This is a genomic window from Paenibacillus sp. J31P316 (assembly GCF_056269105.1).
Window position 1 is genome coordinate 1,068,983 of the sequence record NZ_JBWDNI010000001.1, and the last position, 17,328, is coordinate 1,086,310.

Annotated in this window: 12 protein-coding genes; 3 read left to right on the forward strand and 9 right to left on the reverse strand. The window is 59.9% G+C overall.

Features of this window, described 5'->3' with window-relative positions; genetic code table 11:
• Positions 1–446 precede the first annotated feature (446 nt).
• The 4 genes from AC0YNU_RS04725 to AC0YNU_RS04740 form a co-directional block, all read right to left on the reverse strand.
• Entirely contained in the window at positions 447–2,432 is a 1,986-nt protein-coding gene (locus AC0YNU_RS04725; RefSeq protein WP_475753615.1) for an FtsX-like permease family protein, read from the reverse strand.
• Positions 2,429–3,181 carry an ABC transporter ATP-binding protein gene (locus AC0YNU_RS04730; RefSeq protein ID WP_475753617.1) on the reverse strand — a complete coding sequence of 251 codons (753 nt, stop codon included), beginning with the start codon at positions 3,179–3,181 and terminating at the stop codon, positions 2,429–2,431. The genes AC0YNU_RS04725 and AC0YNU_RS04730 overlap by 4 nt, the downstream gene beginning before the upstream one ends.
• A gap of 115 nt (positions 3,182–3,296) precedes the next feature.
• Entirely contained in the window at positions 3,297–4,808 is a 1,512-nt protein-coding gene (locus tag AC0YNU_RS04735; RefSeq protein WP_475753619.1) for an MDR family MFS transporter, read from the reverse strand.
• 18 nt (positions 4,809–4,826) lie between these two features.
• Positions 4,827–5,414, reverse strand: a complete 588-nt coding sequence (locus AC0YNU_RS04740; RefSeq protein ID WP_475753621.1) for a TetR/AcrR family transcriptional regulator — start codon at positions 5,412–5,414, stop codon at positions 4,827–4,829.
• A 200-nt stretch (positions 5,415–5,614) separates the two neighbouring features.
• Between AC0YNU_RS04740 and AC0YNU_RS04745 the strand changes: the two genes are divergently transcribed.
• A complete protein-coding gene (locus AC0YNU_RS04745) occupies positions 5,615–6,394 on the forward strand; it encodes an alpha/beta hydrolase (RefSeq protein ID WP_475753623.1) in 780 nt (259 codons plus the stop codon).
• A 239-nt stretch (positions 6,395–6,633) separates the two neighbouring features.
• Here the strand turns inward: AC0YNU_RS04745 and AC0YNU_RS04750 are convergent, their stop codons facing one another.
• Genes AC0YNU_RS04750 through AC0YNU_RS04765 form a run of 4 tightly spaced genes read right to left on the reverse strand, consistent with a single transcriptional unit; the run spans position 6,634 to position 9,916 of the window.
• Entirely contained in the window at positions 6,634–7,233 is a 600-nt protein-coding gene (locus AC0YNU_RS04750) for a methyltransferase domain-containing protein (RefSeq protein WP_475753625.1), read from the reverse strand.
• A 21-nt stretch (positions 7,234–7,254) separates the two neighbouring features.
• Positions 7,255–7,947 (reverse strand): class I SAM-dependent methyltransferase, encoded by a 693-nt coding sequence (locus AC0YNU_RS04755; protein ID WP_475753627.1) that lies wholly within the window; start codon positions 7,945–7,947, stop codon positions 7,255–7,257.
• Entirely contained in the window at positions 7,944–9,068 is a 1,125-nt protein-coding gene (locus tag AC0YNU_RS04760) for a tetratricopeptide repeat-containing glycosyltransferase family 2 protein (protein ID WP_475753630.1), read from the reverse strand. The genes AC0YNU_RS04755 and AC0YNU_RS04760 overlap by 4 nt, the downstream gene beginning before the upstream one ends.
• Positions 9,065–9,916 carry a class I SAM-dependent methyltransferase gene (locus tag AC0YNU_RS04765; protein WP_475753632.1) on the reverse strand — a complete coding sequence of 284 codons (852 nt, stop codon included), beginning with the start codon at positions 9,914–9,916 and terminating at the stop codon, positions 9,065–9,067. Before AC0YNU_RS04765 ends, AC0YNU_RS04760 begins: the two co-directional genes overlap by 4 nt.
• Positions 9,917–10,000: 84 nt before the next feature.
• Between AC0YNU_RS04765 and AC0YNU_RS04770 the strand changes: the two genes are divergently transcribed.
• Complete coding sequence (locus AC0YNU_RS04770; protein WP_475753634.1) at positions 10,001–11,599, forward strand: glycosyltransferase; 1,599 nt, start codon at positions 10,001–10,003, stop codon at positions 11,597–11,599.
• Between the two features lie 15 nt (positions 11,600–11,614).
• The gene (locus AC0YNU_RS04775; RefSeq protein WP_475753636.1) at positions 11,615–15,766 is read left to right on the forward strand and encodes a BclA C-terminal domain-containing protein; all 4,152 of its coding nucleotides are present in this window, start codon (positions 11,615–11,617) and stop codon (positions 15,764–15,766) included.
• A 129-nt stretch (positions 15,767–15,895) separates the two neighbouring features.
• Here the strand turns inward: AC0YNU_RS04775 and AC0YNU_RS04780 are convergent, their stop codons facing one another.
• Positions 15,896–17,287 (reverse strand): hypothetical protein, encoded by a 1,392-nt coding sequence (locus AC0YNU_RS04780; protein ID WP_475753638.1) that lies wholly within the window; start codon positions 17,285–17,287, stop codon positions 15,896–15,898.
• Positions 17,288–17,328: the final 41 nt, after the last annotated feature.

A 17,328-nucleotide genomic window follows, 5' to 3' on the forward strand; every position in this document is an offset into this window, starting at 1 on the left:
TGCGTTTCATGACGCTTAAATCCTGCCTCCCGGGAGAAATAAGTGTAATAATACATTTATTTCCGGCTTGTCGAGTCTATCCTATAAAATAGATGCAAATGCGCATTTATTTTTTGTTTCTGATCGATTAGAAGCCAGTTTTCCCGGAAATAAGTGCAGATTTGCAGTTATTTCGTCTATTTCAGGAAAAAGTGCAGAAATAAGTGTAGTTTTGCAGTTATTCCGCCCGGCTGAATGCAAATCACGGGAATAACCGCCGTGTCACAGCCATTCCGTTCATTTGCGCAGATTGACCTTGATTACTGCCATGGTCATCGGACAATAGCACATTTTCGGCAACCTGACAGCCCCGGCGACTAAAGTCGCCGGGGCTGTCATCGAAATCGTATCGTTACGTCGTAGTTACGTCGTAGTTACGTCGTTATTACGTCGTAGTTACGTCATTGTTATAGCGTACGGTTGGCAATCCGGTAGTACAGATTCGTGGAGACCAGGTAGAAGCCGGCATAGATCAGGAAATACAGCGCGATAATGCCCCATACCATGCCGATTAAATTCGGAAAATCCTGAACGGAGTCTAATATATACGTCTTGATAATCAGCCAGCTGCTGAGCAGACCGGGCAGGAGCGGCAGCGCGAACACGAACAGCAGCTGCTTGCGAATGACGTTCATCATCTCCCGCCTGCCGACGCCCAGCTTGCGAAGAATCGCGTATTGCCGGCGCGCTTCCGTCGCTTCGCGCAGCTGCTTGAAATAAATGACGCTGGCGAGCGCGAAGAGCGCGATCAGCGCCAGGAAAGCGCCTGCGAACAGCAGCAGCGACGAGCCTTCGATCTGCTTGGAGTACACGTCCGCGAACGAGGAGTAATACGTCTCCGGCTCATTCCCCGCTTCCGGCGCCTTCGTCACGATGCCGTACAGCTGCTCCGAGAGCGATTCGGCATCGCCCGCATCCGCGATATCATAAATTCGAAACGTCGCCATGGCGGTGCCCGCTGCCTTCAAGCTGGCGAAAGCGTCATCGGATATGACGAGCACCGCAGCCTTCTTGTTCATGGACAGAACAGGATCGGTCGACCAGCCGAGCAGCGCGTAATCCTTCTTCTCCACCAGCTTGAAGCCCGTCTCTTCTGACCCGGTACGAATCGTAAAGTCCGTTCCCGAGCCCGGCAGCGCCGTGGGGAAATCCATGCCCTGCGACAGGGACACCGCCTCGTCGCCGGCAAGTTGAACCTGTTGATCATCGCCCCGCCGTTGAACGAACGCATTATAATCCGAGGCCGAGGCGAGCAGAATGCCGGGTGCGAAATTTTCGGGATTCTCGAACGCGACACCCGCATCGGTTACCGCATCCGCGCGCAGCAGCTTCAACGAATAGCTGCCCGCGATCGCGTGTTCCGATGCCATGATCGTTTTTTTGACCTCGGCATCCACGGCAGCGCTCTTCGATTCATAGGCAATATCGTTCGGCAGGTTGCGGCCGACGGCCTCGAATTGAACGGAATAGTTGATGGACACGAAGCACACGAGCAGCACGAGCACCGTGCTGAACAGCGAGATGAACGTCAAGTTCAGCGTATTCCCGCGAATTTGAAACCGGATCGCGGACGTCCATAACGTCGTATTGCCGCTCAAGTAGCCTCTCGTGCGGCTCCAAACCTGCAGCAGCCACCCAGCGAACTGCCTGAAGAACAAGTACGTGCCGCCGATGATGCCGATCGCGCAGTAAATCAAGGATACGCTTGCGTAATCCGTCCAGAACACGGACTGTTTGCCGCCTCCGATCATCGCCAACGCCGATCCGAGCAGGAAGAACCCAAGGATAGCAAGCGTGGCCGAGGTCCGGATCGGCTTCTCCTGCTGCTCTTTCGCACGAAACAAGTCAATGAGCTGCACCCGCGTCACGAGCAGATAGCTCTGGATGCTGACGGCAACGTGAAGCACGACGAACACGACAATCGTAGCGATGATCGCCCGGACCGGAAAATCGAGCGACACGACCTGGTCGTATTTCATCAAATTCATGAGCAGCGCGCCGAAAACCTTGGACAACAAGCCGCCCAGCAGTCCCCCGATGACCAAGGCAACGGCACCAATCGCAAGCGTCTCATAGAACAGCATCGACAGCAGGTGGCGCTCGTTCATGCCGTACAGCATGTACAGCCCGAGCTCCTTTTTCCGCTGGCGGATGAAGAAAGAGTTGGCATAGAGCACGAACAAGAGAATGAACGACACGATGACGACGGAGGCAATGAGGAAGCCGGTATCGAAATTTTGCACATTCTTCAGCGCATCCAAAATATCATCGTTATACATCACGGACGAGAACGAGAAGAAAATCATGATGCCGATCAGCATGGAAATCCCGTAGATCGTATACAGGCCGAAGCTTCGGCGGACGTTCTTCAAGGACAGCTCGAGCAGACTCATCGCAGCTTTCCTCCCAGCAGGCTTTGCGTTTCCAGGATCCTGTCGTAGAAGCCTTGCTGGCTCTGTTCGCCCGCATACAATTCATTGACGATCGCCCCGTCGCGCAGGAAAATGACCCGTTTGCAATAGCTTGCCGCATAGACGTCATGCGTGACCATCAAGAGCGTCGTCCCGAACATGCGGTTAAGCGAAGTCAGCTCTTCCAGCAGCTGCGTCGCCGACCTGGAATCCAGCGCACCCGTCGGCTCGTCCGCGAAGACAATCGCTGGCCGGGTAATAATCGCGCGCGCGCAGGCGGTGCGCTGCTTCTGTCCGCCGGACAATTCGCTCGGGTACTTATCCAGGAGGTCCGCGATATTCAGGGCTTGTACGATCGGCATGAGCTTCCCGTTCAACTCCCTTGCCTTGACCTTGCGCAGCGACAATGGCAGCAGAATGTTCTCCTTCACGGTCAGCGTGTCCAGCAGATTATACTCTTGAAAGATAAAGCCCATCCGGTCCTGCCGGAATCGGCGCAGCTCCTTCTTGTCCAGCGCGAGCAGCGACTGCCCTTCCAGCCAGACGTCGCCTCCCGTAAAACGGTCAATCGTCGATAGGACGTTCATCAAGGTCGACTTGCCTGAGCCGGATGGACCCATGACCGCGGTAAATTCGCCGTTCATGACGGTCAAGTCGATATTTTTCAGCACCGTCGTCTTGCCATAAGCCTTCGATATATTCTCGGTACGGATAATTGCGGATGCGTTCACGGCGCTCCCTCCCTTTCGTTATCTCTACTATAGACGGGAAAGGAAGGCCATATCCATCGAAATAGGAGGCCGCAAGGTGACGGTTTTGTCACTTTACGACCTCCTATTGCTTTCGTTATGCCTGGATTCCCGCAGCTTGCTCGGCCTCCGGCTTCGGTGTCAGCACCTCCCGCTTCATGAACCAGGTAGCCAGGAAAGCGGCGGCCGCGAAAATTGCGCCAATGAGGAACATCTCTTGAAAGGCATCCGCGAACACGGTCTTGATCTTCAAGATGAGATCGGATGCGAGTCCGGACGGCAGGCCGCCGTTCATGATCGAATCCGCGGCGTCTGCCGGAAATTGATCCGACAATCCGGCAATGCCGTCGTGAATGCGACGGGACAGCAAGCTTCCGAAGATGCTGAAGCCGAGCGTCGCGCCGAGGGACTGGAACAGCTGCACCGTGGCGACGCCGACGCCTGTATGCTCGGGGCTGACCGTCTCCTGGACGATCAGGTTGTCGCTGCCGAACAGGACCCCGATGCCAAGACCGAGAATGAAGAACGCGGCGAGAATGTAGAGGACGGTCGTGTCCACGTCGACGCGCGACAGCAGGAAATAGCCGACGATCGGCAGCACGAACGAGCCGACGAATAAATATTTGTACGCGACGCGCATGATGAGGAAGCCGCATACGATGCTCATCGGGATGGCGCCGGCCATGAAGCCGAGCGACAGGTAGCCCGAGGCCGTCGGCGACAGGCCCATGACGATCTGAGCGAAGAACGGCATCCCGGACATGCCGCCCATGACGCCCAGCATTGTAATGAATACGATGACCGACAGCACGACGACGGAACGGTTGCGGAACAGCTGCAGCGGAATGATCGGCTCCGCGGCTCTCGCTTCGATGCGAATGAACAACAGAACGAATAAGGCCGACAAGACGAGAAGACCGATGACGACCGGGGATGACCAGGAATAGCCTTTAACGTCGATCAGCACGGGCGCGAACAACAAGGACAGGATGGCGAGTACGAGCGTGGAGGCGCCGGCCCAGTCGATTTGTTTCTTCTCGGGACTGACGGATTCGCGAAGCCCTTTGGCCACGAACAGCGCCGCCACGAGTCCGACCGGGATGTTCATGAGGAAAATCCAATGCCAGTCGATATGACTGACGAAATACCCGCCGATCGTGGGGCCGATCAACTGCGGCAGAATCAGCATCGGTCCGACGAGACTTTGCACCTTCGCGCGCTGCTCCAGCGGGAAGGAGTCGCCGATGATGATCATCGCGAGCGGCATCAATCCGCCTGCCCCGATTCCCTGCACGCATCTGCCGACAAGCAGCTGCGTCATGGAATCCGCCAAGCCGCATAGGATCGAACCTACCATAAACAACGCGACGCAGCCGAGATAAATTCGTTTCCGGCCGTACAGGTCCGCCATCTTGCCGAAGATGGGCATGAATACCGTAATGGCCAGCATATAGATGCCGGCGACCCAGCCGAACAGCGACAGTCCGTGCAATTCCCGGACGATCGTCGGCAGCGCGGTCGACACGGCCGTCTGGTCCAGTTCCGAGAAGACGAGACCGAGCAGCAGCCCGATCATAATCAACGTTTTGTTCGTCGATTCTTTCACCATGGTTACATCACTCTCCTATTAATCGGTTTGCTTCAACAGCAGCCGAATCATGAACTCCGGCGTCGGCCGCTTGTACAGCTCGAATTCGGTGGACTGCAAATTCATGATGCCGACGAGCGTCGTCAAGTACCAAACCGCCAGCTCGCGGGCATCGCCGTCGATGATCCGGCCGTCCTTCTGTCCTTCCAGCACGATCGGCGTCAGCACCTCGATAATGGACAGCGGATCGTAATCCGCCATGATCTTGGCCACCTCGGCCGGCACGTCGCGGGCGATCAGAACCTGCTGCATCAGAATGAAGGAATGATTATCCTCCTGCAAAATTTCCTTGGCCAGCAGCAGCAGCTTGTCGACCGGGTTTCCCGGCATCGCCCGGATATACGCAAACGCTTCGTTCGAGCCGTCGACCGCCGCTTGGATGAGCTCCGTCAAGATTTCGTCCTTGGATTTGAAATAGCGGTACGACAAGCCGTCGCTGATTCGCGCTTCCTTGGCGATCATGCTCATCTTCGTGCCGATCAAGCCATGCTGGGCAAACACCTTCAGTGCCGCCTTCTTGATCTGTTCCCTGCGTTCATCGCGAATCTGTTCGGAATCGTTTGTCATGTGCCAGCTCCCTCGATTTCATGAATGAATAAATCATTCATTTACTTTGTTGAGCTTATCATATTCATTTTCCAACACGATGTCAACCGCATTTTTTAATAAATGTTTCCAAATGGACTAGCGCTGAGGTATATATAGTTTGTAGGTACTCTTAAGCTCCCCCTTTCTTACAAGGACTGATCTAGGAGATGATCGTCAGGATGAAGGAAATTCCTATTCAGCATGGAACCGAATCCGCTTCGCATATTCCGGTCGTTTGGGCTGCGCCTGCAGAAGGAGCGTCCTCCGGAAAGCAAGATCTCGTCATCTGGCTGGCCGGCTTCACGGGCAAGAAGGAAGGGATGATCTCGCAGCTGGAGGAGCTGGCGCAGGCCGGCTATATCGCGGTCAGCTTCGACTTGCGCGAGCATGGCGAACGGACCGTCGGCTCTGAGACGCATCGGCAAATGGTCGATCGCGTGAACGACGAGCGGCGTCTCTATTTCTGGCCGATTATCGCGCAGACGGCGGAAGACGTATCCCGCGTGATCGACTGGGCGGTCCGCCGCTTCGGCATCGACGGCCGCATTCTGGCCGGAGGCATCTCGATGGGCGGCGACATCGCTTTGACGGCTGCGGGCATCGACCGGCGGATCGACGGCGTATGCGCCGCGATCGCCACGCCGGATTGGCTGCGCCCCGGCTCCGTCGATCCACAGGGCGAGAGCGACGCGTACTCGCAGCAACTCTACGACCGTTATGATCCAATTACGCATGTACAGCGGTTCGCGCACCGGCCATGGATTCATTTCGAGAATGCGGGGGCGGATTCTTACGTACCGCCTGATGCCGCGCGCCGCTTCCGGGAGCTGCTCCTTGCCGGCGCATATTCCGAATGCCCCGAGCGCATCGCGATCACGGAACATCCCGGCCTCGACCACGGGTTCCCGCCGGCAATGTGGCAGGGCTGCTTGGCGTGGTTCCGCGCGTTTCGCGCTTAAGGGCCCAAGACGGAGACTGCCGCTCTTCTCGTCGTTCACTCGTTCCGTGCAACCTTGCAGGCGGTCGTGCCGGTCGTCCCGAGAATCCTTGCGCAATCGGCGGCCGAAACCCGACCTGTTGAGCAGGATCAGGTTGAGCTGCATAGCCCGGAACATCAGCAGGCAGGCAACAAAAAGAACCTTCACTGCCGCGAATGCGGCACTGAAGGTTCTTTGCCGGTTGCAACGAACCCGCCCGATCAATCCGCCCCGCGGCGCAGGACGACGAAGTCCGCCGAGGACTGTTCCTTGTACCGCTGCGGAATGATCTCGTGAACGTAATAGTCTTCGAACGCCGCCAGATAGTGAAAAATATCGCGGTCCTGTATCGTCTCGATTACCTGCGGCTCCGACCCTCGGGTCAGGCGCGTGTACAACACGACGACGCGCGGCTTCGGACTGAACAAGTCCCGCAGCGTCGCCCTGTAATCCGCCTCGTCCGTAATATGATAGAGGACATCCAGGCAGACCGTCATATCCGCTTCCACGAAGCCGCGGTTCTGGAACGCGCCCGGCCGGTACAGCATAAAGCTCTTCGACAGGTCATGACCGTACTTCTCGGCGCACAGCTGCACTGCGGTCGACGAGATATCGAGCCCCAGGTACTGCGGATAATGCATGAGCGACAGCTGATTTCCGTCTCCGCACCCGAACTCCATGACTCGCCGCACGCCGTACTGCGCAAGGATCGCATTGACGATCTCCGCCTTGAAGGCTGCCAAATCTCCGAAAGAACCTCTCCCGGACGTCCCACCTTCCTTGTAGTTATTCTCCCAATACGAGATATAATCGAAATCCATAAGGCCCTCCTCCAGCATGGATTACACGTGAGCCGGACGTATGCGCAGGACCGCCCTGTAGCAGTACAACCGTCCCCATAGATCGGAAGTAATCGCATCCTCGGGAAGCGCCTCGGTCACATCGCCCGCGAAAATAAAGCCCTCCTGCTGCGCCAGCTCCCGGAAGCGCTGCAAGTCGACCGTCGGATAGTCGAACGTCAGCACGACTCTGCCGTCTTGTTTCAGCGTCCGGTAGAACTCGCCGAGCGCTGCCGTCAAATCCTTCTCGGACAGATGCTCCAGTACCGATATGCAGAAGATCGTATCGAATGTAGCGCCCTGGTAGGGCAGTGCCGCAATGCTGGCATAAGCCCGCTGAAGCCGGCTGAGGCTGGCGGCCCGTATCAGATTCTCTGCCGCTCCCTTGCCGAAATCGCGCACCACGTCCAGGTAAATCTCCGTCTCCGATTGAATACGCGTATCCCAATCGCAGGCATGCGCTTCCTTGCAGCGGTCCGCCAAAAAAAACTTGAACGGGTGCGAAATCCCGCACGCCGCGTCCAATACGACGTCGTCCGGATTCGCGAAGCCGGCGCACCACGCATATTCATACGGTCTGCTCCACCAAGGCCCCGGAAGCGGGAAAACGAAGCTGTCCTCCCTGTCGTCCGACGTCTTGAAAAACCGGGCATCCGCGGACTTCGCGTCCTCCGCCGTCGATCCGCCGCCGCTCATCGGGACACCTCCGCTTGCGCTGCCGATTCCGGCGAAGTCGCATCGCCGGGCCGCTTGAGCACGCCTTCCAGATAGGTTTTGTTGTGCAGCACGGAAGCGTCGTCGGGCCGGTATTCCCGGGCGCGTTCATTGTGCGCGTAAGCCCGTTCATGATCGCCCAGCTTGTCGTAGCAGACGCACAGCTGGAGATGAGGCAGCCATGTCGCGCAGGATTTGTTTTGCAAGGACCAGGCTTGATCCAGCTTCGGCGCGACAAGCGCCGACTCATACCAATAGGCTGCGGTTTCGTAAGCGTCCCGCTGCAGATGCCAATAGCCGATCCGGCAGCAAAATTCCGGCCGCGGGGGGCCGTACCGAAACGAGCGCAGCGCATATTCCAGCGCCAAGTCCGCCGCCCCGAGCGCGGAGTAACAATCCGACGATTTCCCGCATGCCGCGATATTATCCTCGACCCACCCTTCCCCCGTAAGAAGGAAGCGGCTGTAGTACATGACGGCCTGCTCGTAGCGGGCATGATCGTTCAATTCGTTGGCGTAATAAAATAAATCCCTTGGGCCGAACTTCTCTCCCCTGGCGAGCCGCTGCTCGTAAATGCGCAAATTACGGTCGCTGTCATGCCGAAGGCTGGCATGCGTCACCGCGACGTCCGACGAGAACGACTGGCCGTATACCTCCAAATATTCATGGACGGCACCGATCCAACGGAACCCGCGGGCCCGCTTCACCAATCGATTGCGGCGCAAGGAACTCGTGACCGTGCCGTATTCGTCCTTGGACAGATGATAGGCCATGGACACCGTATCCACCTCAGGCGAGAGAAAGCTCTTCAACGCCAGCAGCTTCTCCAGATCCGGCTCGAGGAACACGTCGTCGGCATCCAGCCACAGAATATAAGCGGAGGTCGCTTTGCTGAATGCGAAATTGCGGGCGGCCGCAAAATCGTCGATCCAGGCGAAATCATAGACGCAATCCGTATAGGATGCGGCAATGGACTTGGTCGCGTCCGTCGAGCCCGTGTCCACGATGACGATTTCGTCGACGGCGTCCTTCACGGAATCCAAGCAGCGCGCAAGCACATCCTCCTCGTCCTTCACGATGAGGCATAAGCTGATGGTAATCACGATACCGCCCTCCTGTCCGTTATTGGAATTGCGACGCAAATGATTTCATGGCCTTTACCTTCGCCCTGAAGGCGCGCAATCAGCCCCATTCGTTGTTCGGCGGACAATCCGTCGAACACGGGATGATCCGCCAGCAGCTGCTCGAAGCCGTACACGTATTGGCGCGTGAACAGCATATGGACATGCAGTCCGGCGGCGGCGACCAGCTGCCTGACATTATCGCGGGCGTAGTGGCACAGATGATCGGTCTCGGTATACAACGGCGATTGAACGCCGTGGATCTCATTCATGAGCGACTCCCGGTTCGGAACGCTGAACGCGATCAGGCCGCCCGGTTCCAGCATCGCTGCCGCTTCGGTCAAGAACGCGACGGGCCGCTCCATATGCTCCAGCACATGCCAGGCAACAATGGCGTCGTACGGTCCGCTTCGCGATGCCAGCTCGGAATTCCACATGGACTGAAGGAACGGCAGCCCGTACTTGGCGGCTGCGTAGCCGCACGAGGCGGACGACGGCTCGATGCCCACCGTCTCCCATCCGCCGCATTTGGCCATGTACAGAAACTCGCCCGTTCCCGAGCCGATTTCCAGCAGCCTGCCTTTGTCCGGCGCCGTCATTTCCAGCAGCAGCGTGTTGAAGACGGTATGGTTCAAATAGGTCACCTGGCCGTACTTCTCGCGCAGCGACACCCAGGCCTCATCGTAGATCTCTTCAATAAAGGCGGCCGCATCCCGCTGCCGGTCGGAAGGCTGGTACACAAGGCCGCAGGCTTGACAGGCCACGAGCTTATGCGTGGCATAGGCTGCGAACACCTCGAAGCCCACGGCTGCGCATAGCGGACATGACATCCTTTCCCCTCCCACTTTTTCTAGAATATTACTACTTTATGGTACATAACTTTCAATATTCCATGATTTGAGGGGAGTGGTGAAATGACCGAGCGGCGCATTCTCATCGGCAGCCCCGTCCGCCAGAAGGAAGAAATTCTCGTCTTGTTTCTTCGATCTCTGGAAAGGCTGCGCCATGCGACCTGGAAATGCGATTACGTATTCGTCGACGACAACGAAGATCCCGCTGCCAGCACGCTGCTCGTCCAGTTTGCTGACGCCATCCATGCCAAGGGAACCGGGACGGTCAGGATCTTGGCGCGCAGCCCGGCAGCGTCCGACTATAGACGTGACGAGGTCACGCATTATTGGAATGACGGGCTGATTCATAAAGTCGCCGGCTGGAAAGATCATTTCATCCGACTCGGCCGGGAAGAACGGTATGATGCCTTGTTTCTCGTGGATTCGGATTTGCTGCTTCATCCCGAGACGCTGGAATCGCTGCTGGAAGCGGAAAAGCCGATCATATCCGCGATTTTCTGGACGCAGTGGTATCCCGAGAGCATGGAATTGCCCCAAGTTTGGCTGAAGGATCACTATTGGCCCTGGCAAGCGGACAAAGATCCGGCCGCGGCCCGCGATGAACAGATCAAGCTGCTCGCCAAGCTCCGAATGCCGGGCGTCTACGATGTCGGCGGCTTGGGCGCCTGTACGCTGATCAGCCACGAGGCGCTGGCACAACCGATTTCGTTCCAACCCATACCGAACTTGTCCCTGTGGGGTGAGGATCGGCATTTTTGCGTGCGCGCCGCCGCGCTCGGCATCGGATTGTTCGTGGATACCCGCCATCCCGCCTTCCACGTCTACCGGGATACGGATCTGCAGCGCGCCGGGCAGTATCTCCGTACGACGGAATCGGAACGGCCGGAGCCGCGCAGGCCGCTTCATATTTTCATCAAATACGCGGGTCCGAAGCTGGTCCTCTCGATGACGGCACGCAACGAAGAGGGACGGTATTTGAGCGAGGCGCTGACGCGGCATCGCGAATATATCGACGCCGCGGTCATCATCGACGACGGCAGCACGGATGCAACGCCGGATATCATCCACGAACGCCTCGCGGGCATCCCGCTGTTCTACGTGCGCAATGCGGAGTCCCGTTTCGCGAACGAGATTGATTTGCGCAAGCAGCAATGGGATCGAACCTCCCGTCTTCGGCCGGAGTGGATATTGAATCTCGACGCGGACGAATATTTCGAGGACCGCTTCGCAGCGGAGATCAGAACGATGCTCGATCAACCGAATGCGCATACTTATTTGTTCCGACTGTACGATTTTTGGAACGAGCGCCAGTACCGCGACGATGCTTATTGGCAGGCTCATCTGACGTATCGGCCGTTTTTGGCCAGATTTTCGCCCGGCTTCCCGTATCAGTGGAATGAGGCGAAGCAGCACTGCGGACGGTTCCCGCGCAATATTTTCGACCCGGCGCCGGTGCTTTCGGACTTGCGGCTCAAGCACTTCGGCTGGGCGCGGGAGTCGGACAGACGGCTGAAAGCCGCCCGTTACGCGGAGCTTGATCCGGATGCCAGATACGGCTGGAAAGAGCAGTACGATTCGATCCTTGGCCTCCCGCGGCTGGTCGATTGGCAAGAGAACGAATCCTCGGTCGACGCAGACGCAGTCCCGGCAGCCATGAAGTAGAGGAGTGAAAGAAGAATGGCCAACGAGTTCGATCCAAACGCAAGGCCGCCCGCTATTCCGGTTACCCAGCTGCAGCTCAACCTGCTGAAGCAGATCCTCGGCAAGCTTGCCGGGCTGCTGTCCTCCGTGCTGGCAAATCCGACGCCTTCCGGCGTTACGCAGCTGAATACCCTGATGCGAGAGCTGCGGGCGTTGGTGCTCGAGATCGACTTCCAGCCGGAGGAGCAGTCGGCTCTTCTTGCCTTGCTGGAGAACTACATCACGTTGATCGAGACCCGCCCGTTCTCCCCGCTCGGCACGGCCTCCGTCACTCAGGACCTGTTGAACCTGCTGGGCGGTTATATTCTGTTGTTCGCGATTCCGGCTTCGGATAAAGATGCGCTTGTCGCGCTTGGCCGCGCGAACGAGCAGCAGCTGGCATCGATCTTCTCGCTGCTCGGAACCGCCGGGCCTCCAGGGCCTCCGGGGCCGGCCGGGGCCGCCGGACCCGCGGGGCCTCCAGGACCGGCCGGAGGACCGCCGGGGCCAGCCGGGCCTCCAGGGCCGGTCGGACCGCCCGGACCAGCGGGGCCGCCAGGAGCAGCCGGCGCGGTCGGAGCACAGGGGCCGGTCGGGGCCACCGGGGCCGGGCTTGTAGGCGTTACCCTCTTCAACCCGGTGAGTGCGATCAGTTACCCTCTCGGGCAACTCGTCTCCTACCTCGGGGCAACCTACTTGACGCTGATCGCAAGCCCGACGGGAACGCCGGGCAGCTCGCCGGATTTTGTTCAGCTTGGAGGTTCTGGCACCGGAGCGACGGGTGCGACTGGGGCGACCGGCGCGGGCTTGGTGGGCATCACAGCGTTTAACGCCTTGAATGCCCCGACCTATCCTGTCGGGCAGGCCGTTACGTCGAACGGCAGCACGTACGTCACCTTGGTAGCCGGACCGACAGGCGTGCCGGGAAGCTCTCCGAATTATCAGCTCGTAGCCGCAGGCGGAGCGACCGGCAGCACGGGGTCGCCTGGCGCTACCGGTGCCACCGGCCGTACCGGCGCGACCGGCACCACCGGGTCGACCGGCGGTGTCGGCTCGACCGGAGCTACCGGGTCGCCTGGCTTGCTCGGGGCGACCGGAGCCACGGGGGCGACGGGCAGCGGCGCGACCGGAGCTACCGGAGGCACCGGAACGGCTGGAGCTACGGGTGCCACGGGTGCATCAGGCGCGACCGGAGCCACCGGGGCGACGGGCTCCACCGGAACGCAGGGGCCAGTCGGGCCGACCGGCGCAGGCTTGTCGGGCGTCACCGCTTTCAATCCCGCCAATGCTCCGACTTACCCTGCCGGCCAGGTCGTGACGTTCAACGGCAGCACGTATATTGCAACAGTAGCGGGGCCTACCGGGACGCCTGGCTCCTCGCCGGATTATTTGCTTCTGTCTGCTGCGGGCAGCACGGGGGCGACCGGTTCCACGGGCGCGAATGGCGCGACTGGCGCGACGGGTACCACCGGAACGCAAGGACCAGTCGGACCGACCGGCGCAGGTTTGTCGGGCGTCACCGCCTTCAATCCCGCTAATGCGCCAACCTACCCTGCCGGCCAGGTCGTAACGTTCAACGGCAGCACGTATATTGCAACGGTAGCGGCGCCGACCGGGACGCCTGGTTCTTCGCCGGATTATTTGCTTCTTTCTGCTGCGGGCAGCACGGGAGCGACAGGCGGGACTGGTGCTACGGGTACCACCGGAACGCAAGGACCAGTCGGACCGACCGGCGCCGGCTTGACGGGCGTCACCGCCTTCAATCCCGCCAATGCGCCGACCTACCCTGCCGGCCAGGTCGTAACGTTCAACGGCAGCACGTATATTGCAACGGTAGCGGCGCCGACCGGTACGCCTGGTTCCTCGCCGGATTATTTGCTTCTGTCTGCTGCGGGCAGCACGGGGGCGACAGGCGGGACTGGTGCGACTGGTTCTACAGGCGCCCAAGGACCAGTCGGACCGACCGGCGCAGGTTTGTCGGGCGTCACCGCCTTCAATCCCGTCAATGCGCCGACCTACCCTGCCGGCCAGGTCGTGACGTTCAACGGCAGCACGTATATCGCAACGATAACAGGGCCGACCGGGACGCCTGGTTCCTCGCCGGATTATTTGCTTCTGTCTGCTGCGGGCAGCACGGGGTCGACAGGCGGGACTGGTGCAACTGGCGCGACTGGTTCTACAGGCGCCCAAGGGCCAGTCGGGCCGACCGGCGCCGGCTTGTCGGGCGTCACCGCCTTCAATCCCGCCAATGCGCCGACCTACCCTGCCGGCCAGGTCGTGACGTTCAACGGCAGCACGTATATCGCAACGGTGGCAGGGCCGACCGGGACGCCTGGTTCCTCGCCGGATTATTTGCTTCTGTCTGCTGCAGGCAGCACGGGGGAGACCGGCGCTACTGGTAATACCGGAGCCGCCGGAGCGACGGGTGCCACTGGCGCTCTAGGGACGACCGGGACTACCGGAGCCACCGGAGCCACCGGAGCTGGCAATACCGGAGCTACAGGTGCGACCGGAACTGCGGGCGCTACCGGTGCCACGGGAACGAATGGCGCGACCGGTGGTACGGGTGTTGGCGTTACGGGTGCTACGGGCACGACCGGCGCAACCGGCGATACTGGGGCGACCGGGACGGCCGGGGCTACAGGGGCTACGGGAACTGCAGGAGCGACCGGATCCACTGGGTTTGGCAATACCGGGGCTGTTGGCGCGACCGGATCCACCGGTGCAACTGGCGATACCGGTGCTGCGGGCACGGCCGGGGCTACCGGCGCAACTGGAACAGCCGGAACCACGGGTGCAACAGGAGTTGGTCTTACCGGCTCTACTGGGGCAACCGGCTCTACGGGCGCTGCGGGTGATACCGGCGCTACTGGAACGGCAGGCGCGACCGGGGCTACAGGAACTGGCGGTGCGACCGGTGCTACGGGTGTTGGCGTTACCGGAGCTACAGGAGCGACCGGATCCACTGGTGCTGCTGGCGATACTGGAGCTACGGGGACGGCCGGTGCGACCGGTGCGACTGGCATTGGCGTTGGCGTTACCGGGGCTACAGGAGCGACCGGATCCACTGGCGCTGCCGGCGATACCGGCGCTACGGGCACGGCCGGTGCGACCGGTGCGACTGGAGTTGGCGTTACCGGGGCTACAGGTGCGACCGGATCCACTGGCGCCGCCGGCGATACCGGCGCGACTGGCACGGCCGGTGCGACCGGTGCCACTGGCGTTGGCGTTACTGGAGCTACAGGAGCGACCGGATCCACTGGCGCCGCCGGCGATACCGGCGCGACTGGCACGGCCGGTGCGACCGGTGCCACTGGCGTTGGCGTTACCGGAGCTACAGGAGCGACCGGATCCACTGGCGCCGCAGGCGATACCGGCGCGACGGGTACGGCCGGTGCGACCGGTGCCACGGGCGTTGGCGTTACCGGAGCTACAGGAGCGACCGGATCCACTGGCCCCGCAGGCGATACCGGCGCGACGGGCACGGCCGGTGCGACCGGTGAGACTGGCACGGCTGGTGCGACCGGCGCGACTGGCACGGCTGGTGCGACCGGCGCGACTGGCACGGCTGGTGCGACCGGCGCGACTGGCACGGCTGGTGCGACCGGCGCGACTGGCACGGCTGGTGCGACCGGTGCGACTGGCACTGCAGGCGCGACCGGATCCACTGGCGCTACCGGTGCGACTGGTTCTACTGGTTCTACTGGCGCAACCGGCGCGACCGGTGCAACTGGAACAGTTTTCACCAACGTTAATGCTTTTGGAGCCAACACGTCCGGCTCGATCATTGCCGTTGTTCTCGGCGGCACGAATGTACCCGTCCCTAACAACCAGATATTGAACGGCGGCGTTACCGTCAACGGAGCGAATGACACGTTTACCGTCCCGACTGCAGGCGAATATATGATCTCGTACCAGTTTAATTTTACGGCCGCTCTGCTGATCAGTACGCGCCTATTGATAAACGGTACTCCTTTTACGCCCTCAGTCATCGCGCCTGTGCTCTCGATCTCCGAATTCAGCAATATGTTCATCGCAACGCTTACGGCTGGATCTACGATCACGCTTCAGCTCTTCGGCTTGCTCGGTGCCGCTACCTTGCTGCCGAGCAGCGCCGGCGCCGCCCTGACGATCGTCAAGCTGAGTTAACCGGCACCTTGCCATTACTGGCCGTCCGTCATATTCGGACGTGGGCTTAACCGCGAACAACAAAAACCTCTATCTCCACGCAATTGGTGGAAATAGAGGTTTTTGTCCGTTCTGGTACCCTGCCAACCTTCATTGACCCTTTACGTAGAACCGCAGCACGGGATTCCAATTCCACTGCTCGTAGAAATTGTCTCCGAGATCGATGCCCTTGATCCATACCCGAGCCTTCCCCGCTTGCTCCGCGGAAGGGGCGATCATCACGTCCGAGACGCTGGCGCGATCGGACCGGACCCAGGCGAGCCCGCTCGTCGACAGCGCGATCGGATTGAAATCCCCTTTGCCTTCGGAAGGTTTGGCTAAGGTTCGCTGCCGATCGCCAGTTAATTCGATTTGAACCAATTCGGGGAGAGGACGTTTAGCCGGATCGCCCGTCCATGCGCCTTCCTTCGCCCTAACGGCGATGATGGAATCAGGCCCGTACCAAGTAAAGCCCTGATCGACAAAGCCGGAAGGCGTGTACGCCTTCTTCGATATCGCCGGCACCGGCGTTACCGTAAGCCGCTTATTGGAGCTGGCTTCCCTGCCGACACCTGCGATGTACGCCAGACGATTCCCGCCTTGGGTCGAGTTTGGCGACCATTGATACCATTGTTCGTTACGAGCCATTTCATCCAGCGTAATAAACGATTGGCCATCTGCCGACAAGACGCAGAGCGTATTGCCGTCCGCGGACAATGAAGCGGTCGGCGTCGCTAGAAAGGCCATCCATTCACCGTCAGCCGACCAATGAAACTTGCTTGTACCGACGACGATCATATCGTTGATTTGCTTGGGCAGGACATACAATGGCTCTTCCTGTACAGGATCCGACGTTTCTGTCGGCAGCATAATCCGGCTGATTCGCACAGGCGTCCAGCCTTCCGGGAGCAGCTGGGCGGCCGAGGATACGAGAAATCCGCTGCCATCGGGCAGCCAGCTGAAATTACCGATCTCTGCCGCCACCTCTATGGCTTCGTCGCCTGCCTCCGGGCCGATCGTGTACAGCTTCTCCTCCTGAAGATAGGCGATTCGGTTCCTTGCGGGAGACCATTCAAATCTAGTCCCGCCCTCGGGCGCGGCAAGATGACTCTTTCCTTTCCGGACGTCCACGATCCACAGCTGACGCTGTTCTTCTCCCACGTTGTAGGCGATGCTGCGGCCGTCCGGGGACCATGCCGGATTGCGCGCGAAGCCGCCGACCGGCGACAATCGCCGTTCCTTCCCCTTGTCCTTCACCCACAATGCGCCTTCTCGCACGAAAGCCGCTGCCGTCTGTTCCGTCGCATCCGGCTTCGCGTACGCGGACCTATCCGCTGACTGCCGTTCCGGCAGCCTTTCTTCCGCCGGCTGCAGCATTGACTCTGTGGACACCGCAGATGCAGAAGCCGGCAGCGGCAATCCGCCGATCCAAATCGCAGCCGTTAATGCCAATCCCCGCAGCAATCTTACTGTATGACGATGCAAATAGACTCTTCTTTCCATAAGGACCTCTTTCCGCCGGCTCAACATAAGCGGCAGTCCGC